The sequence below is a fragment of the Baaleninema simplex PCC 7105 genome, assembly GCF_000332355.1.
GTDB lineage: Bacteria > Cyanobacteriota > Cyanobacteriia > Cyanobacteriales > Geitlerinemataceae > Baaleninema > Baaleninema simplex.
In genome coordinates, this window is sequence record NZ_KB235958.1 from 639,682 (window position 1) to 659,717 (window position 20,036).

The window sequence follows — 20,036 nt, forward strand, 5'->3', positions numbered from 1 at the left end:
CCAAAGGATGGTTGGGTTGGAGGGAATGCCAGGCGAGAGGTTTGAAGAGTTTACAGCGGCATTTAATTTTGGTATTTTGTGCCTATACTTTTATCCTTTGGCATAAGTTGACGGGCGGTTTACGAAGGAAGTGGGCGAACCAACCTTTGGAAACTTTTGTAGATGCTTTAGAGGCTTTTCGGACAGCCATGTCTTTTCGTTTTGTGGCATGGCTGAACGAGAATCGAGACCTGTTTGCCGCTCACAAAGCGCGTTTTGGCTTGGTTTGGGCTTGAAATTTGTTTAAGTACCGTTAGAGCAAGGGAAAGGGGAAGCTTCTTCAGGGAAGAGTTAAGAATCTAGAGTGAACAGTTAAAGAGAAATTCCCCCTCTACACCTTTGCCCTCTGCATTCTTCACCGCTTGACCCGCACCCTTGTATGTTGGCGGCGTACATTCGCGGTGCGTGACGATTTATTGGTCTAAGGATTTACACTCCATGTTTCAAGTCACGCACCCTACGGCTGTTCTACGGCTGTTCGCTGCTCGCTGTAAAAGGGACGATCGCACCGGTTAAGATTGCGTCAGTCAAATCCGTCTCCTGTAAAATTGCGTTCGTGAGGTTGGCGTAACTGAGATTGGCATTCGTGAGAAGGGCTTCCGTTAAATCCACCTGCTCCAACCTGGCATCGAACCACAGCGTCGCCGTCAAGTTCGCCCCAAACAGATACGCGTTGTTGAGGTTCGCCGTCGTAAAGTCCGCACCGATAAAGGAACCTTCGCTCAACACCGCACCGCGCAAGTCGGCATTTTCAAACTGAGCGCCGTTGAAATTGGCAAAATTCAACCCCGCCCCGGATAAGTTCGCATCCGTTAAATTCGCGCCCAAGGCCGTCGCCCGCGTCAAACTGACGCCAGACAGATTCGACTCGCTCAAATTCGCTCCCGTCAACGTCGCGCGATTGAGATTGGCTTCGAGGAGTAAGGCGTTCGAGATCGTCGCCCCCGTCAAAATTGCACTTTGCAAGTTCGATCCGTCTAACCGCGATCGATGTAAATCTGCATTGGTAAAGTTCGCCGCCGCGAGATCGCTGTTGCTGAGGTTGGCGTATCGCAAGTTCGTAAAGGTCAGTTTTGCCCCTTGCAAGTCCGCCCCTTCGAGATCGGCACCCCGTAAGTTCGCCCGTCCCAACAGCGAGAAACTTAAATCGGCATTTCGCAAACTCGCTAACCGCAGTTGTATTACTCCCAATTTCGTCTCGCTCAAGTTTGCCCCGTCGAAGTTCGCCCCGACGCCATTGGCTAATACCAGCGTCGCTTCTTGAAAGTTGGCATCGATCGCGATCGCTTCCCGTAACGAGGCTTGGGTGAGATCGGCCTCGGTAAAGTTGGCGTTGCTGAGGTTCGCCCCGTTGAGATCGGCCTCGATCAGTTCGGCCTCCGTCAGATCGGCGTTGGCGAGGTTCGTTCCGACGAGACGAGCTTCAGTGAGATCGGCGTCTCGCAAGTCGGCGTTTGCTAAATTCAACCCCGACAAATCCGCCCCTTCGAGATCGCACCCGCGACAGGTGAGGCTCGATCGCAATTGTTCGACATCGTCGTCGTCGAAGGCAACAGCAGGTGTCGCGAGGGCGATCGCAGAGAAAACAACAACGCAAGACCGAACGAAGCTCATAGGGGCAAAAAAACGAGAGTGACAGCGGCAACACGATAAAACTCGATCGTAGCGTTTTTGGGGGGCGATTTCGTCGGTTACTCGTTCATGTTGCGGTACGTTGCCACCGCAGACGGCGAGATCCGGTTGAGATAGCGGAAAATCCAGTATTTCATCACGGTATCGAGGATCACCGGAAACGTGGCAATAAACAGAAAGTTAAAGTCGCGGCTTTCAGGTAATCCGAAGTGACGGGAGATGCTCTCGAGAATCACTTCCCAGCCGTGGGGAGAGTGATATCCCACGAAAATGTCTGTAAACAGGATGATGATAAACGCTTTGGCGCTGTCGCTGAGTCCGTAAATCAAATCGTCGATAAAGGATTTGACGATCGCCAACTCCCGCTTGCTCGTTATCACGACCGCACAAAACGCCCCGAGCGAGCAGAGATCGGCGAAAACGTTTTGGACGGCGTTATTGCTGAGTGCTTGGTATTCTTCAGCGATTTCGTGGGCTTTTTCCTCGATTTGCTCCTCCATTTCCTCTGGCCCGAGCTTGGGAATTTGTCCGATGGCCATGCGAAATCGCAGCCGTTCTTCGTATCGCTGCAAGTCGATGAAGGCTTCTTCTTCAAAATCTTGATTGATGAAGACATCGACGTTCTGGTTGAAAAACTCGTTGTAGATCGGTCGAATGACGAAGTTTTTAGAGATTTGATGGGTGAGTAATGGAATCAGTACTAACAAGAGCATGAACTTCAGTGAAATGACGGTTTTGCTCTTGTAGTAGCGAAACTTTTCGACCACTTCCTCTTCAGCGTTGGGATCGAGTTCTCGCTTGATGCGATCGATGGTTCGTAAAATCGATCGCGGTAGCAAACTTGCTTTTCCTGCCATCGATTCGACATCGCTGGCAGTTTCGACGCGAGGCTCTTGAGGTTCGCTGAGGCGATCGCGCCAGTCTCTCGTCGGAGCAGCTTTTCCATTTTTACCGTTCGTTTCGATCGCCGTCTTTCGAGTTTGCGATCGCACGGCAACCGTCGTTTTAGGCGACGAAGATTTGGCGGTTGCATTCCTATTTTTTAGAGCTTCCGAGTTTGCTTCTCGCCGGTATTTCGCAATTACCTCATCGATGATTTTGAGTTTTTTGAGTGTCTCCGAAAACTGATACTTTTCATCGGGAGAATAACGAGATTTAGTTTCGTCGATCGGCTCTAAATTGATGTTTGCGCGATCGGTTTGTTGTGTGATAAAATTCAATGTAGAACGACTGGCGCGAAACTCTGCCAAACGTCGCTCGATCGTCGATAAATAATGAGAAAGTTCAGATTGAAACTGATTGAGTTCTAGACGACTGTAGCGTTCTGACGAAAGCGAAATCGATTGCCCATCGAAATAATCGTTTTCGATCGATCGAATTTTCAATGCAGCTCGATAGGCAGCATCCAACGCACGTTCTGGAGTTTTGAAATACCAACGACGAACGGCTCGCAACACGCCTGGGATGCCTTGAGAACCTTGACCTTTCATGTCTTGTGAATCAATAAAAAAACGGGTAGTGTCGTGACGCTCGAAACAAAAGTCGAAACTCAGAAAATACCACCGAGCGAGGAGTCTCGACAACAAACAGACCCAACGAAACCGAACGAAGTCAGTAGTATGTTAACAAATCCATTCGAGGTTAAGCGGTGCCTGTCGAGTCAGTTTGGATTGTCGGAACCAGTCGTAGCGGAAAAACAACAGCCTTGGTGTCGCAACTGAACCAACAGCCGACGTCAACAGCTAAATTTCAAGGTGTCCTGCCCCAGCCGACGGCCTTGGTCTTAGCGGCCAACGGCGACAATCGCATGACGTTGAGCGATCGCATCGTCGTCGCCACCTCGGGGCGATCTCCTGTCTACGTTACAACGCCGCTGGGCTTTTTTGAAAACGAAGTGGTGCTGTTCTGGCCGTTACTGGTGCGCCAACTGGATTTGCGAGCGCAGTTCCCGGTGCGGTTGCGTCCAGAAACCGAACAAGCCCTCGCGACCGAACTGTGGAAACCCGAACTCGACAGCGGCCAGTTGGAGCAAGTCGGTCTTAGGAGCGATCGCCTCGTCCGGCGAACCTTAGACTTCCTACAGCTAGCAGCAGCAGCGGGAATTCCCCTCGAAACGATTCCCGAACGGTTAGCGCAGGGATTCCCAAACGAAGAGGGTTCGGCCGATCTGTGGTCGCTGCAAGGAGAGTTGTTACTGCGCTGGCGACAGTGGTGTTTGTCTCGTGGTTTGCTCGCGTACGGACTGATTTTCGACCTGTACTGGCGCGAATTACTTCCCCATCCCGAATACCAACACCATCTCAAACAGCGATTCGATCGGGTGTTCGCCGACGACGTAGACGAATATCCTGCCGTGGCGCGGTTGCTGTTCGAGACCCTGCTCGATTTGGGGATTCCGGGGACGTTTACCTTCAACCCCGAAGGTGGAATTCGCCTCGGACTCAACGCCGACCCCGACGAGATGCAACAGATCTCGAAACGCTGTCGCGTCGAAACCTTAACCGAACGCAACGGGTTAGCTGTCACTTGGGGAGACGCGATCGTGAAACTCGCCTTAGATCCGACGTATTGGCGGCAACTTCCCGGCGCGACCGTACAGTCGATTCACACGCGATCGCGGGCGGATTTATTGCGCCAGGTCGCCGAGCGTATCGTCGAGGCCGTCACGTCCCGAGCCGTCGAACCGCAAGACATTGCCGTCATCGGGCCGGGTTTAGATGCGATCGCCCGGTATACCCTCACGCGCATTTTAAGCGATCGTGGCATTCCCGTGCGATCGCTCAACATCCAACGTCCTTTAGTCAGCTCTCCCAGCGTGCGGGCAGTACTGACACTGTTAGCCTTGTTGTATCCCGGCTTAGGTCGGACGATCGATCGCTCGGCCGTCGCTGAAATGCTCGTCGTGTTATCCTCGGGCGAACGGGGAGACAGCGCCATCGATCCCGTACGAGCGGGAACGCTGTGCGACCTATGCTACGTACCCGATCCCGACCGACCGCACCTGTTACCCGTCGAAACCTTCGAGCGATGGGATCGCTTGGGATATCGAGCAAAAACGGCTTACGAAAACATCCGACAATGGATCGAACAGAACCAAACCCAGGAAGAACAGCTACGGCTCGACGCTCCCGCGATCGCCATCGATCGCATCGTGCGAGACTTTCTCTGGCGTCCCCAGCTCCCTGAAGACCGCCTCGAAGCCTTACGAGAACTTCTCGAAACCGCCCAACATTTTTGGGACGTCGAACGTCGCGTTCGAGGAGGGCGTTACGACGCCAGCACCTCCATCGGCGAGTTCGTGCAGCTGTTACGACGGGGAACCGTTTCGGCCGATCCCTATCCTCTGCGACATCTCGCGCGTCCGGCCGTTCTCTTGAGTAACATTTATCAATATCGCAGCAGTCGCCTCTGCCATCGCTGGCACATCTGGCTCGATATCGGGTCGCCGTTATGGTTGCAGCGGGGTGCGGCTTCGTTGTTTGGCGCACCGTTGTTTCTCCGATCCCGACTGCCGTTTCCCCAAACCGAAGAAGACATCCAACAGGGCGATTTCGATCGCCTCGAACGCATTCTCTACGATTTACTCGCGCGGGTCGAAGACCGAATCGTCCTAGGTAACAGCGAGTTAGCCGTCAACGGCCGAGAGCAAACTGGGCTGTTGCTCGCCCTAGCCAACGCCGCACCCGAAGCGGTGATGCGGTGAGGTGACGGGGAGCGTCTTCAGTGAAGAGGGTAGAGGGAAGAGTCAAGAGTGAAGCTTCCGCAGCCGAGGCACTGTCAACTCTCAACGGTCCCCCACGGTTGATACAAAATCCAGTTTTGAAAAGCCTGTTTTGTGGACCCCGTCGTAAATTCCCTGTACGCCAGGACTTAAATCGATTTTGGGAGATCGCGTTAAAAGGGGCTATGGTGTGCGGATTCCGTATGAAGAACTGTTTGCAGATCGCTGTTCCCTGAAAAAGAGACGCGCTCGGCGCGTCTCTTTTTCAACTTCAGTTACTGGGCGTCGAACTACCAGGTTACGGGGAACGTCGCCGGGCCTTCACCGACACAGTAAACGAGGGTCGATTCGAGCGGTCCACCGGGAAACATCCGAGCGCTGGCAGGCATATAGCCCATGTTGCCCACAGAGTCTTCCAGCTCGAAATACATCATGCCGTCAGTACCCATGAAGGCGTTACGGATCATGTGAACTTGTTCGCCATCGAGCATATTGGCGATTTCAGGCGAATTCATGTCGGGTTCGGTGTACAGAACGTTGGAACCGTTGACTCGGCGGCAAACGTCACCAGGACGATCGCCGACTCGTTGCGCCACTTCTACGGAGTCAGTCGTGTTGACCGTTCCAGCGTTAGCAGGAGCTTTAACGCCCCCGATCGCGAGAGACGCAAACGTTAGGACGGCTGCGGATACGCCCAGTCGGTTGAATTTCATTCGCTCAACTCCTCAGAGATACCAGTACTCTACCTAGGGATTATAAACCAACTTTTCCAATTTCTCGGTTCTCTCAAAATTTATTAATCGAGTTCAAACTCGCACCTTCGATCTCCGAAATTTTCCCCCAAAATACTGGGGTGCAGATCGATCGAAAAACGATCTTGAAACCGAGAAAAACAATAACAAAATGTCCGATCCGATCGATCGGATCGGCTTCGCAGCGAGATCGAGTTATCTCCTCGATCTCGCGTTTCTAAATCTCAAGAGAAACGTTACGACGATCGAGTCTGTGACGTTAAACTCTTGGCGTTCTAGTGAAACTGCGATCGCGATTGGAGTCTGCGATCGGCCGTTAGGGGAGACACACTGCATGCAAAACAGGGTCGGTGCGAGAGACGACAGATTCCCCTCAAAAGTTCCAGCTCGCGGTGTAACAGACGTTCGCACAATTGAGAACGAGCGCAGCGTTTGCCTCGAGCGGCGACACTGAAGGAATTCCATCAATAACAACGACTCGATCGCTAGTATAGGCCATCGATCTGAGTCGTCTACAGGTGTCGTTCGAACCGACGAGGGATTTGCCCACGTGAGAAGTCCCGTGCTGTACCGGCAAGATTCACCTCGGAAACCGATCACCCCGTCACCGGTTCGGCCACGGTAACGCGATTGCGTCCGTTCGCCTTCGAGCGATACAAAGCCGCATCGGCCGCCTGTAGAATTTCTTCCCACGTCGTACCGCAGTCTGGAAAGCTTGCGACGCCGAGAGAGGCGCGAATCGTTCCAAGGAGGCGTCCGTTACTGCTGACGTGTAAGTTTTCGATCCCTCGGCGGATATTTTCAGCGCGATCGCGAGCGATCTCGAGAGACGCTCCCGGTAACACCAACGTCAGTTCCTCGCCGCCATAACGACAGGCGACGTCCGATCCGCGCACTTGATGCTGAAGAAACTCCCCGAGACGTTGCAATACCGCATCCCCCGCATCGTGGCCGAACTTGTCGTTAAACTTTTTAAAGCGATCGACATCCAGCATGACGACACTGAGAGGATAGTCGTCGCGGCTGGCGCGGTGCAGTTCGCGATCGAGCGATTCCTCCAAATAACGACGGTTGTACAGTCCCGTGAGGGGGTCGCGGATGCTCTGGCGTTTGAGGGTTTCCCTCAACTGTAGGTTCGACAGTGTCAACGCCACGTGTTCGGTCACCGTCCGAGCGAGGTGCTGTTTGGCTTCAGTGAGGTTTCCCGGCTCTGGCGACTGAATTTGCAACAGTCCGAGCGTTTCCCCCTGCGCGATGACCGGAACGCAGAGAGACTCGGCGGGAGGAGAGGGATAGCGCAGGTGTTTGCAATGCAATTTCGTCTGGCGATCGCTCCAGTGGGCGCGACTCAACCGCAACGCCCAACAGGAATCCGACGAAATTTCCATCGCCTCCTCGAGCGGAAGTCCCCAAACCGAGACGGGTTCGAGCAGTTCCGTATCGCCTTCGAGTAAAAACAATCCCCCCGAACAACCGGGAAAGAGAGGACGCAGCAAATCCCCCAGGGCGTCGTAGGCTTCCTCGAGCGACGCGCAGGCTTGCAGAAACTCGTTGGTGCGACTGAGGTTGACCATTTCCTCATGACGAAGTTCGAGTTCGTGTAAGTTCTCCTTCAGCTTTTGGTTGGCCTGTTGCAAGTCGGCTTCCGCTTGTTTGCGATCGCTGATATTTTCGATCGCGTGCAGAAAGTTTTCCGGTCGTCCCTTGGCGTCGTGTAGGATCGAGGCCGTGAGATTGACCCAGATCGTCGTTCGATCGCGGCGCAAATAGCGAATCTCGCGGGAAAAGGTGTCGAGTTCCCCCCCCAGCAGACGGTTCGTCCAAGACGCCCAATCGCCGCGATCGTCGGGATGGACGATCTCGACGATCGATTTCGATCGCAGTTCCGACTGGCGGTAGCCGCAAATGTCGGCATATTTCTGATTGACATCGACAATCGCCCCGTCTCCGCTGACGTAAGCCACCCCCACCGCCACCTGCTCGAAAATGGCGCGAAACCGCTCGACACTGTCCCGCAGGGCGGCTTGAACTTGTTGGCGTTCGGTGATGTCCTGACCGCAGGCGACAATTTCCCACTGTTTCGATTGGGCATTGTACCAGCGGTTGAAATTCCACAGGACTTCCCGCGTTTCCCCCTGGGCGTCGAACACCGGATGCTCGAACTCTCGGACGAGTTGTCCGCCGAGGACGCGATCGAACTGAGCCGCGACGCGATCGCGCCAAGCCGGGGGCAAACAAAGGGTAAAGTAATCCTCTCCGAGCATTTCGATTCGCGTCCAACCACAGAGTCGTTCGGCTTCGTCGTTCCACTCGACGATCCGTCGATCGCTGGCCAGAGCAATAATCGCACTTCCGGCGGTTTGTACCAGCGTTCGGAAGCGTTTTTCACTTTCTCGCAGTGCGGTTTCGGCCGTTTCCCGTTCTCGAAGCGCCCGTTTGCGTTGGCTGATGTTTTGGACGACACCTAATAGGTATTTTGGAGAACCGTTACCATCGCGCACGATGGAGACGGTAGAACTAACCCAGACGATCTCGCCGGTTTTCCCGAGGTAGCGTTTTTCGAGGGAATAGCGATCGCCAACTCCCTCGCGCAATCCGATGAGTTTTTCGTGGGTCGTCTGTAAATCCGCTGGATGCGTGATGTCTCCGAGACGCAACTCCAACAGTTCTGGGCGAGAATATCCCAACAGCTCGCAAAAGGCTTGATTGACCCGAAAAAAACAACCGTCCAACGTCATCACGGCCATCGCCACCGCCGCCTGCTCGAACAGGGCGCGAAACCGTTCCTCACTTTCTCGCAGGGCGTCTTCAGCGATTTTGCGTTCGGTAATATCGATCGTGACGCCCAAGGAGCCGAGGGAACCGTCAGTCATGTCGAACGCGGGCGTCGCCGACATGATCGTCCACAGTTGGGAACCGTCGCGACAGCGCAGTTTTAAGTCGTATTGTCGAATTGTATCTCGATGGTGTCGGGCGAGTTTGTCGGCGGCCGCCTCGCGATCGCTCTCGTCCATAAACTCGAAGATCGATCGCCCTAAAATATCTTCGATCGGATAGCCGAGCATTTGCGCCATCTTGGGATTGACGAACGTTGTCACCCGGTCGGCGTCGATAATCCAAATGCCGTCGGAGGCGGTTTCGACAATGCGGCGATAGCGAGCTTCGCTCTGACGCAAGGCTGCTTCGACGTTGGCGCGATCGGTGATGTCGTGGGTGACGACCACCGCCAAATTGAAATCGCCGTCGTCGTTTGAAACGGGGGTGGCTTTGACGAATACCCAGCGTTCTTCGTGGGTCGTGCGGTTGTAATAGCGCAGGGTTTGAAAGTGGCTGGCGATACCCTCGAGAACGGCGGTTTGAGGTAAGTTTTCGCGAGGGATGATTTGACCGGCTTCGTCGAGAACGTCGCATTGAGGCGAGACGGGTCGCTGACTGGCGATCATATGCTCGATGTCTTCGTATCCCGCTAACCGAGCGGCTTCGTCGTTGGCGTAGATGATTTCACCGTAGCGACCGAAAACCACGATTCCGTCGGCGACGTTTTGTAAGATCGCTTCGAGGCGATGGGTGGTTTCCCGCAGGACGCTTTCGATGCGCTGGCGATCGCGAACTTGTCGTTGTAAGTTTTGGTTGAGTTGTGTGAGGTCGGTCGTCCGCTGGCGAACCTGAGTTTCGAGATTGCGGTTGAGGGTTTGGACTTCTCGGACGACCGCGTTTTCCCGGCGTCGCAGCCAGAGAAAGCTCAGGATATCGGTGGCGAGGACGAGAGTGAGGGTGTATAGACCGACCTTAATAAAGGGGGCGCGTACCTCCGCCAGCGACACCTGGACGACGACGCCCCACGGCAAGTTCGGAACGGGTTCGTAAGCGACGAGAACCTGTTTTCCGTTGGGAGTTCGAGCGATCGCCGTTCCCGAGTTTCCCTCGAGGACGCGATCGACGGGTAGAAATTCACCGTTTTGGAGGTCGGCGATCGAGATTTCGGGACGGATGCTGCGATCGAACAGCCAAACGATCCCGTTGTCTCGGCGCACGAGAGCTGTGTTGGGGGAAGATGGAGGTTTATCGGCGCGATCGCCGGCCTCTTCGCTGGGAGGAACTGCCAGTTTGGTTGAGAACCGAGCCAACGTATCGTCGTGGTTTCCCGTTTCGCTCGCGATCGCGCTGACGAGTCGGACGCGATCGCGAGCGATTTGACTTAAATGTGTTCGCTCTCGTTCCATCGCCGCGCGAAAACAGAACGCACCACCGCCACCGATCGCGATAAGAGACACGAGGGTCAGATCGAGAACCAATAACTGAGGGCGTCGGCGAGAGTTCATAGACAGTTAGTGGCAGATGGGATAGCGCGACGACAGTGCCACGAGTAACGTGAAGTGTGGAAATTGGGAGGACTCAGAAGAAACGGTTCTCTGGGGAACCGTCTTCACCGGGGTTCGTTCGCTGTCACGGGCGAGTGATTGGCGTTAGTCTCCGCTCTCGACGCTCGACTCCTCCCTGACGAGATCGCGAACCGATCGCCCTTCGCCTTGATAGCCGAAGTACCACAAACTCGCGGCGGCTTCAGCACGGGTGACGGCTTTTTTCGGTTGCAGCAGAGTCGTGTAACCGAACGACCGTCGAATCGTCGAGCGATCGCCGTTTTGGAAATCCACCAGCACGGCAGACAGGGCATCGGGATCGATGCGCGAGGTATCTTGAAATCCCCAGGTTTCTTTGACGGCGTCGATGCTGGCACTCGGAAGCGCGCGTCTGAGATCGAGGGGAATTTTCCAACGCAGCATATCTTCGCGAGTCAGGGGCGCGTCGGGTTGGAACTGTACTGTCGTCTCGGCGCCGCTGAGAGGACTCGGGACGATGCCCGTTTCGGCGAGGGCTTGAATCGTTTGAAAGTCGCGATCGCTGCTGGGAACGTCTTGAAACGCGGGAGTTACGGAGGGGTTGGCCAGGCGGAGTTGTTGGGCGGGATCGCTGGCGTAGAGTTTGTTGTTGGTTTCGAGGAGCCAACGGGCGTATTCGCGACGGGAAATCGGTGAATTCGGGGAAAACGTATCGCTTTCAGGCGGCGCGGCGGTCAGCACCCCCAAGGCGGCCAAGTCAGCCACGTAAGGCTGGAGCGGTTCGGAGACGCGGTCTAAGTCACTAAAGTTAGTGGTGGGGGCGGCTGCGGGGGGCGGCGGCGTCGCGTCAGATTGGGGAGGCGCTGGCGTGGGGGCGGGCGTTGCGCTAGAACTGTCTGAGGCGGTGGTGTCCGAAGTGGGAGCGTCTGGGGTTTTCGGGTATTCGAGAACGAGTTCCGTGTCGCTGTTCTCGGGATGGGGACGCACCGACAGGGCGATGTCGAGACCGTCGCGACGGGCGGTTTTGGTGATGCGATCGCCGTCTTCTTGGGTTTCGATCTGTTCCCAATCGTTCTCTTGTAACTGCCGCTGGTAGAACTGCGCGATAACGTTGGTGGGATCGGTGCTTTTCCAAGAGAGTCGCACGCGATCGCCTTCGGTTTCGACTCGCATCAAACGAGCGCCCCGATAGCGCGGAAAAGCCTCTGGGAAATCGTCGGGAAGCGCGATCTCTGCCTCGGTTTCCCCCGGACTGGGACTCGGAGTCGGCGTGGCATCTTGCAATTGGGGATCGGCAGCGAAGGAGTCTTGGAGGGACTCGCCCCACGGACTCCCCGCACAGCCACTTAAGGCGAATAGGAGAAGAACTAGAAAAAGTTTAAATTTCGGCACGGGAAGCAACAAACAAAAAAACGATATAGGCGGGCTTCTCTTTTTAGGGTAGCAAATTTACTCGCGCAACTCTTTTGAGGGCGTTTAAGGTCTCGAAAAGTCTCTCGCCTCGTTTTTGCGCGATTTTGAAGTTTCGACCGATCGCGATGACTTTCGCAAGCGCTTTAACATCGATTTCACGGTGAGTTTGACGCGACGTCACCCGACAATTCGAGTCAAAGACCGATCGGTTTAAAATTATTAACACATTTTGAGACTGCCGATCGACGTTTGTTTTTGTAATGTAAAGAAACGACGAATCATTTGCAAAAGATGAGAAAAACTCAAAGATAACCCGCTTAGGAAAAAATGTCAGATCGAGGGTAGGTGTCGGGTCTTACGATTTGAAATATTTCAAATTGAGTTGATTTGAAACATTGAGGTTTCTGAGTCGATCGGGCTTAGTGGTGCAGAAAAGTCTTGAAACCCTTGCTAGAAACGATATCGCCGTATTAGCCGTATTAAAGGGTTGGCCACGAAATCCCAGATCGGTAAATTGCTGCCGGAGATCCCCGGCATCTTGGAGATGCCGGGGATCTGGCTCGAGCCTATATACATATTTTATGTGTTTTGTCAATCTCCGATTTTGAAAAGTTTTCTGCACCACTGAGGTCGATCGGGTAACCGTGGCGATCGCTATAGCGTCCCCGCGAAACGTTCGATCGCGTACTCCAAATAAAAACGGAGTTCCGTCAGTGCGGGTGGCGAGAGTTTCAACCCAGCAGAGGCGCGATCGCGAACGTACTCGAAGGCTGCCCCATAAATTTCGAGGGGGAGGGGTAACGCTTGAGAGCCGCGACTTTTGAGGGGAAGTCCAGCTTCATCGAGGGGGGTCGTACTACCGACGACCAAACTGTAATGGATCGCTCGCAGATAGCGATCGATCTCGCGGTATCCTTGGCTGAGGGGTTCTGGAGACCCGACGCCGACCGTGCGAGCCGGACGCGGAGTCTCGTAACGTTGCAACACCGAATCCCCCGCATCCCGAACGATCGCGTCGTGATAGACGGCGAGCTTCTCTGCCGCTTCCAGACGAGCCGCCGCTCGGTCGAGTTCGCTGTAGGCCGCGGCGAGATCGGCTTCAGAGGGAAAGCGTCCCGCTGCATCTGCTTGAGCAATAACAATCGTAATCTTGGATTTCATTGCGATCGCCTCGAGTGAATGGAAATCTCGACAAGAAACACTCACAGTACTCCCGTAACTAAACCTACCGTGTTTCTGAAGTGGCGTCTTGCGAGAGGTTTGCTCGTCGAGCGTTTCTTCAGTTTATCGGTCTGTTTCCATCAATCTCTCCCGCGACATAGCGCTTTTACGTCCGGCGGCGCGTCGGGGCTGTGCTGGAGATAGTCCGCCACCCACGCGCAACCGCGATCGATCGCCGTTTCGAGATCGAGATTTAAATCTAAATTTCGCCACAACACGACCCGTCCCGAGGTATCCGACGCGGCTAAAATCCGACCGTCGGGGCTGAAACTGACATCCGTTAACCCGTCGTCGCCGACCGGTCGGCTCGCCATGCGTCCTCTCGAGAGCATCCGCATCGGGGCGATCTCAGTCGCGTTCAGGCGATCGAGCGTCCATAATTTCACCGTGCGATCGTGACTCGAGGAGGCTAAACTTTCGCCGTCGGGATGCCAACTGAGTCCAGTCACGTCGGCACCGTGACCCCACAAACGATGGATGGGGGTAGCGGGTTCGGTCAAGGCCGTTCCCTCCGCGTTTAAGATCGTTTGCCAAAGGACGATGGCGCGATCGCGATCTCCGACTGCCAGTATCGTTCCATCGGGATGCCAAGCGATATCCGTCAACGGGCGATCGCTTTCCGGCAAGATCGAGAGCGGCTCTCCTCGCCACGTCCAAAGTCTCACCGTGCGATCGCTACCAGCCGTCGCCACCACGGACGCCTCGGGATGAAACGCGATCGCCACAATCGTACCGTCGTGACCGACCCAAGCTTGCAAGGGCTGTCCTCGCCGGTCCCACAGCGTCACCGTTCCGTCTTGGCTGGCGGTGGCGAGGAGGTTGCCGTCGGGAGACACCGCAACCCGCCTCACGGGGGCGTCGCGACCGCGCAACGTCGCGACGCGATCGCCCGAGATCGTCCATACCGTGGCCGTCCCGTCATCGTGGGCGGTCAGTAACTGTTCCCCGTCCGCCGCGAACACCACATCGGCGATCGCCCCGTCCTCGTCCGACTCGTCATCTGACAAGCGAGCGATCGCCCGTCCGCGTAAATCCCACACCGTCGCCGTCCCATCCTCGTGAACCGTCGCGAAAGTTGTCCCTCGCGGATTCCAACTCAAACGCACGATCGCCCCGCGATCGCTCTGCAACACTTTCAGCGTGCGATCGTGAAAATTCCAAAGTTTGACGCCGCGTAAGCGATCGGCGCTCACCAACATTTCCCCGTTAGAACTCCACTGGAGGCTGACAATACCGTCGTCATCGCCCCGTAGAGTTTGTCGCTCGCGGCCGTCCTCGGCGTTCCACAGCTTAATCGTGCCGTCCCAACTTCCCGAGGCCAAAACCGTGCCATCGGGACGCCAACTCAAACTCGTCACTCCATCCTCGTGACCCCACAGTACCCGACGGGCTTCTCCCGTGGCGTCCCACACTCGGATCGTGCCGTCGAGACTCGCCGTGGCAAGACCGTCGCCTCGGGGATGCCAGCGCACGCTCGAAATCTCGTCCGTATGTCCGTTCAGCGTTCGGACGGCCGGTCGCACGAAAACGGTCTCGTTGCCCTCGTTTTTGGGGGCTGTGGCGCTCCAAATTTTGACGGTCGCGTCCGACCCCGCCGATGCCATTTGCGTGCCGTCAGGACGCCATTGAAGGCTGCTCACCGAGCCGTCGTGACCGCGCCACCGCTCCACCAAATCGAACGAGATCTCGTTGTTGGCATCGGACGCGACTTGCCAAACTTCCACCGTTCCCTCGCGAGTGCCGACGGCCAGTCGCGCGGCGTCGGGATGCCAACTCAGGCTCGTGGCGTTTTCAGCCTCGATCGCTCGTCCGGCGACTTTGTCCCCCCGCGCGTTCCACAGCGTCACCGTACCGTCGTTTCCCACCGTGGCGAAGAGGTCGCCGTCGGAACTGAGCCGAACCCGATCGAGCGGTCCCCCATCGACGACAAACCGACGGGCGATCGCCCCCGACTGCCTCCAAACGACGAACTCTCCCGTCTCGTCGACTGACACCAAATGCGTACCGTCGGGATGCCAACTGACATTGAGAAGGGGAGCGTCGTGACCGACGAAGCGATTCTGCTCTCGCACCCAATAGAGCGATTCTTGCAGTGCGAACAACGCGCGATCGTGCATCTCGTGGGAGAGGATCTGTTCGTCCGGGTGCAGGCGCTCGTGAAGCTGGAGCAGACCTCCCAAGCGCAGCCCTTCGAGTAGCTGCTCGAAATCGCGTTGTTCCGAGGCCAGTTCTCGGGCGTAGCGACTCAGAGAATCGATCGCCCGGACGTGCGCCAGTTCGGCCTGCTGGCGCTCGAAACGAGCTTGTCGGGCAAAGCGCACTGCTATCAACGCCAGGGTGGTGGTGGCGATCGCAGCAATTCCCGCGCCGATCGCCGCCCGTTTGAGAACGCGGTTGAGCTTCTGTTCGTGCAGTCGCCGTTCGGCCTCGAGGCGTTCGAGTTTTTCGAGGAGTTTCGCCCCTTCCTGTTGGCGGATGTACCGCACTAAATAATCATGAACCAGTTGGTAGCGCTCGACAGGGGTTTCGGGAAACAGAAACACCAACCCCGAATCGACGAAAATCTGCAACACCAGTTCCAGTTGGGCGTCGGTCACCGCGAGTTCGGAGGAATTGGGCGTTCCGAGGACTCCGCAGCGCGATCGCAATTCTTTTTCGACATCGAGGCGGTTTTTAATGGGGCGCGTGTTGTTTTCGTCCGTCAGCAGATACAGCACCAGTTGGGCGATGTGCTGGTTTTCCGGGCCGCAGTCGGCTAGGGTGTCGTCGAGATATCGTTGTACGAGGGTTTGTTTGGGGCGTTCTCCGAGCTGTTCGTATTGCGCGAGTGTCGTGACGCGATCGGTTTGCAGCTGCGCGCCGACGATTTGCAGTTCGATGGGGCGGACGGTACCTTCTGCCGCACGAGCGTTACGTTCGGCTAAATCCTCCACGACGCGATCGATCAGGGCGCTCTCGAAATACAACCGACTCTGTTGGGCGGTGAGTTGTGCCATCACGGATTTGGCACTCTCGCAGGAAAACGCACCGAGATAGTACAGGATCTGTTTGTCGAGGACGTTGTGGTTGACGACAGCTAAATCGATACAACGGCCGATTTCGAGCAAATGGTGCAGGCGATCTTCCCGCAACGACAGAACGACTTTCACGTAAGCCAGGTTCAAACAGTCGTAGAGAAAGCGATAAAACGGCTGTCGCGCCTCGCTGTCGGGGTAGGCGGTGAAGAATTCCTCGAACTGGTCGAAAATCAAAACGACCGATCGGTTGCGATCGGTTTGTCGTTGCAACTGCGTCGAGAACTCTGCCATCCGAGGCTCGATCGCGATCGTTTCGCCGAAGGTTTTCGAGAGGGCGCAAACCCACGCCTCGCTAAAGCGCGACTCCCAATCGGCGTAAACTTGCAGCAGTACCGGCAGAACGTCTCGGCTACCAATGGCGCGACCCGTAAGAGCGGGAACCAACCCCGCTTGTAGCAGCGAACTTTTACCGACGCCCGATTGTCCGTACAATATCGTTAACTTGCGATCGACCCGTCCCATGCGCTCCACGAGGCGGTTGACGTCCTCGAGGCGTCCCGAAGCGGCGATCGCCCGCGCCACCGTTTCCGGTTGTTTTCCCGTCTCCAAATCCAGGTTGCTGACGCTTTTACTCGGCTGTAACCGTCCCGCCCCCACGAACGCCCGAAATCCATACTGATGTTCGAGGGTGTACTGACGCTGTTTGAGGCGGAAAGCGTCGAGATAGTCGCCGTTTTGGAAATAGGCGCGGCGGAGGGCTTCGAGAATGCGGGCGTACAGTTGCGGTTCGTAGTCGGGCTTGGTTTTCGTGAGTGCCGTTTCTAGGCTGGCGAGACTGTCGCGAAGCTGCCCCAACCCGGCTTGGGCGCGAGCGAGGGCGAAGTAATACGCCCCTTGATTGAACGATCGCACCCATTCGCGAAACATCTGACTCTCGGAGGCGTCGGTGATACGCTCGTCGGGAGTGGCGTGACGAGAAACAGATAGGGCTTGCTGGGCGTTTTCGAGGGCGGTTTGCCAATCTTGACGGGCGAGGGCGGCTTCGGCGACAAAGCTATAGGCGCGGGCGAGGCGAAAGGCGTTGGGGTGGCTGCGGTGGAGGACGTTGGCTGTCGTCCCGACGGTTTGTAGTTCGTCCCAACGCTGTTGGCGTTCGAGGATGTCGCCGAGGGCGTTGATAAATTTCGCCACGAGGTCGAAACGCCCTTCGCGCTCGAACAGGTCGATACACTGTTTGAAGTTGAGATAAGCCTGTTGACAGTTGCGTTCGTAATCCTGTCGGCCGAGTTCCGATCGCGTGCGCCAACTGGTCCCGCAGCAGTAGAAGACGCAGCCGAGTTTTTCGACGAGGCGGGCGTGCTTTTTGGGATTCGACGTCGCGTTTAAGGCAGTTTGTAAGTCGGCGAGACTGCGTTCGTAGTGTTGGGGCTTCGACTCGTCGAGGTCGGCGGCGTTTCCGAGTAAAAATTCTAAATTGGCCAGGCGTTCGGGTTTGACCTCGATCGCGCTGTTGGCGAGGGTTTGACGGGCGGTTTCGAGTTCCCAAAACAACTGGGAGTCGCGGGTGAGGTTCAAATCGGCGTTGTCGAGAAACCGCCCCGCCCCAGCTTCGAGAACGCGATCGAAAATGTCGTCGGCGGTGCGATCGATGAAGGCGTTGACGTCTGCGATCGACTGGTGAAATTCTTCGATGCTGGCGCGACTGTAAATGTCGGGTGCGATGCGAACGAGGCGCTGGAGGACTTCGTCCGTTGCGTGCAACACCAGCGGAAACGGAAAGGTTTTGGCCAGTTCTTCGATGATTTTCTTGGCGTTGTTTAACAATCCGTCGAGATCTCGGACTTCGGGCAACCCGGACACGATCGCCGCATCGGGGAATTCTCCAGACCGAGTTTTTCGCGCGGCTAAGGCTTCGGATACCGTACTGTAGAGTGTCGTTGCCGATGGAGACAGGTAAATTTCACAAAGATCGAGGTCGGGAACTTGGCGGAGACGGGTGAGGACGCCGTGCCATAATGCTCTGGCGTTGCAGCGAGCGAAGACGATGGCAAACTTGCGATCGCCGCTGTAACTTTCGATCGCCCACACTAAGCTATCGAGGGTGTCTTGGTTGTCGTCAGACCATCGATCTCGTTGTGAGTTGACCACCGATGCACGAGCCTCGTCAAAACGATCTGCGTGTTGAGTCGAGATTAACCCTCCTTCAGCGGAAGCGCCGTTTCCAAAACTGGATTGACGTCGAACCACGACCCCTCACTATCGCGGTATTCGTAAACGAACATACTGCGGATGAGAATATCGTACCCTTCATCGCCAGTGACTTTTTTATGCTGGCGAACTTGACGCAGCAGTTCCCATTCATCGTCAGTAATGGCGAGGGTCATGCGATCGCGTTTTTGGCGCACCACCGCCTCGAGACCTTTACGAGACAGGGGCAGTCGGCGGTCTTTGCGAATCCAGTCGTTGAGCAATCGCAAAAATTCTCGCACGTGACCGCCACTGACCCGACAGAGATCGTCGAGGAGTTCGGAGGTCTCGAACAATTCGGAAACGCGCTGTTCTCGGCCGTCTTCGTCGAGGTCGGGAAACGCCCGTACCAGCGCCATCTGACGCATCATCGCCAGACCGTCTCGGTGTTCGCTCCCGTCCCGCCGCTGCACCGGAACCATCGGTAAGACTTTGGGATCGCAACCGAAACGATTGGTGAGTTGGTTGAGGTCGTTGGAATACAACAGCGACAGAGGCAAAGTGTAGATGACGTGACAGTTGAGTTGGCGCAGTTGTTCGCCGCGATCGACGAATAAATAAGCCGGTTGCGTCCGTCCCCAGGGTTTGGGTTTGCGTTCGACGCGATCGAGGTTGTCGATAATCACGACGAGTCCCTGTTTGCCAATTTGTTTGAGTTTGTAGATCGCCGGTTCGAGCAGTTCTTGGTTGATGGAATCGAGGACGCTGGTGGTGCGAACTTCGAGATATTCCCGCAATTTGCTGCGGAGTTCGGGGCTGTTTTTGGCTTTAGCGGTGATTTTTCCCAACCCGAGGGCGACGAAGGACACGCCTTCGCGATCGGCACTGACTTGTCCGACGCCGGGAACTCCCACTTCTGCGCTAAAGTTACCTTCGGTACTGGCGTTGACGCGACCGACGCCGGGAATGCCGACTTCCGCCGATAAGTCGATTTCAGTTTGTAGCAGTTTCGCCGCGCCGTTGAGTAAGCCTTGTAAGCCTTTGGCCGATTGAAGGTGAATTTTTTCGAGGTCTTCGAGACTTTCGCTGACCCGCCGCGCGATCGCCAGCAGAATGTCGCTGACATCGATGTCTCCCATTTCTAAATCTTGCGACGACTCGAAGTAAACCACGTGAAAGTCGTCTTGGCGTAAGTCCGCCGCCAACCGCAGCAGTTCGGTAGACTTGCCACAGCCGATATGGCCGGTAAACAGTTGCACGGTGGGTTCGTCGGGGGAGAAAAAGCTAATGTTATCTCGCAGTTCTTCGACGATCTGCGATCCCCGGACTTCGGAAAAGTCGATATACAGTTTTCGCTCGTCGGGATTTTCGACGTTTAAGGTTTGGGCGGGGTTGGTGGCGCGAAAAAACTCGCGAACGTCTAAAGTCATGGCTTTTTGTCGAGAAAGGGAGAGGGGGAGAGGGGGAGAAAGGGAGAGGGGGAGAAAGGGAGAGCTGATAAGGCTATGACTTTTACTTAGGAGGTATCGAAAGCCAAAGAAGCCCCAGGATAGGGAGAAGTACGGTGGCGTCCCCAACTCAAGGGAAGTCCTTGAAAGAGGCGGACGACAAGAGAGATACAGCCAAGGCGCCAACAAGAAAGAGTTCTCGGTCTGAGGGTCGCGGCGGCCAGACCGGTCGAGTCAGAGTCAGTCCGAGGGGAAGTCGAAGGCTT

At 55.9% G+C, this 20,036-nt stretch carries 10 protein-coding genes and 1 pseudogene; 2 read left to right on the forward strand and 9 right to left on the reverse strand.

Translation table 11 applies throughout. The features are described 5' to 3' along the window. A pseudogene (locus tag GEI7105_RS29085) lies at positions 1–275 on the forward strand (IS701 family transposase); the annotation flags it as partial. A 232-nt stretch (positions 276–507) separates the two neighbouring features. Here the strand turns inward: GEI7105_RS29085 and GEI7105_RS29090 are convergent. Both GEI7105_RS29090 and GEI7105_RS0104810 read right to left on the reverse strand, forming a co-directional pair. Then, positions 508–1,653, reverse strand: coding sequence for a pentapeptide repeat-containing protein (locus tag GEI7105_RS29090; protein ID WP_017659352.1), 1,146 nt, complete (start codon positions 1,651–1,653; stop codon positions 508–510). 77 nt (positions 1,654–1,730) lie between these two features. Beyond that, on the reverse strand, positions 1,731–3,161 hold the full coding sequence (locus GEI7105_RS0104810) for a proton extrusion protein PcxA (protein WP_051044177.1): 1,431 nt from the start codon (positions 3,159–3,161) through the stop codon (positions 1,731–1,733). A 158-nt stretch (positions 3,162–3,319) separates the two neighbouring features. On the opposite strand from GEI7105_RS0104810, the gene GEI7105_RS0104815 reads away from it, so the two are divergent. Next, on the forward strand, positions 3,320–5,374 hold the full coding sequence (locus GEI7105_RS0104815) for a PD-(D/E)XK nuclease family protein (protein WP_017659354.1): 2,055 nt from the start codon (positions 3,320–3,322) through the stop codon (positions 5,372–5,374). A gap of 308 nt (positions 5,375–5,682) precedes the next feature. Here the strand turns inward: GEI7105_RS0104815 and GEI7105_RS0104820 are convergent, their stop codons facing one another. The 7 genes from GEI7105_RS0104820 to GEI7105_RS39425 form a co-directional block, all read right to left on the reverse strand. Next, on the reverse strand, positions 5,683–6,105 hold the full coding sequence (locus GEI7105_RS0104820) for a hypothetical protein (RefSeq protein ID WP_017659355.1): 423 nt from the start codon (positions 6,103–6,105) through the stop codon (positions 5,683–5,685). Positions 6,106–6,740: 635 nt separating this feature from the next. After that, positions 6,741–10,466 (reverse strand): PAS domain S-box protein, encoded by a 3,726-nt coding sequence (locus tag GEI7105_RS33145; protein WP_017659357.1) that lies wholly within the window; start codon positions 10,464–10,466, stop codon positions 6,741–6,743. Between the two features lie 144 nt (positions 10,467–10,610). Next, entirely contained in the window at positions 10,611–11,876 is a 1,266-nt protein-coding gene (locus GEI7105_RS0104835; protein WP_017659358.1) for an S-layer homology domain-containing protein, read from the reverse strand. Between the two features lie 675 nt (positions 11,877–12,551). After that, complete coding sequence (locus GEI7105_RS0104850) at positions 12,552–13,058, reverse strand: bilin-binding protein (protein ID WP_017659361.1); 507 nt, start codon at positions 13,056–13,058, stop codon at positions 12,552–12,554. Positions 13,059–13,198: 140 nt separating this feature from the next. Next, on the reverse strand, positions 13,199–18,283 hold the full coding sequence (locus GEI7105_RS0104855; protein ID WP_017659362.1) for a WD40 domain-containing protein: 5,085 nt from the start codon (positions 18,281–18,283) through the stop codon (positions 13,199–13,201). Positions 18,284–18,327: 44 nt separating this feature from the next. Further along, entirely contained in the window at positions 18,328–19,752 is a 1,425-nt protein-coding gene (locus GEI7105_RS0104860; RefSeq protein ID WP_017659363.1) for an AAA family ATPase, read from the reverse strand. Positions 19,753–19,838: 86 nt separating this feature from the next. Further along, positions 19,839–20,036: hypothetical protein (locus GEI7105_RS39425; RefSeq protein WP_218959059.1), on the reverse strand; the 198-nt coding region annotated here is incomplete at its 5' end.

Bases quoted from the DNA above. Each gene is read 5' to 3' on its own strand.
- GEI7105_RS29090 (WP_017659352.1), bottom strand. From the start codon at position 1,653: ATGAGCTTCGTTCGGTCTTGCGTTGTTGTTTTCTCTGCGATCGCCCTC.
- GEI7105_RS0104860 (WP_017659363.1), bottom strand. From the start codon at position 19,752: ATGACTTTAGACGTTCGCGAGTTTTTTCGCGCCACCAACCCCGCCCAA.
- GEI7105_RS0104850 (WP_017659361.1), bottom strand. From the start codon at position 13,058: ATGAAATCCAAGATTACGATTGTTATTGCTCAAGCAGATGCAGCGGGA.
- GEI7105_RS33145 (WP_017659357.1), bottom strand. From the start codon at position 10,466: ATGAACTCTCGCCGACGCCCTCAGTTATTGGTTCTCGATCTGACCCTC.
- GEI7105_RS0104810 (WP_051044177.1), bottom strand. From the start codon at position 3,161: ATGAAAGGTCAAGGTTCTCAAGGCATCCCAGGCGTGTTGCGAGCCGTT.
- GEI7105_RS0104820 (WP_017659355.1), bottom strand. From the start codon at position 6,105: ATGAAATTCAACCGACTGGGCGTATCCGCAGCCGTCCTAACGTTTGCG.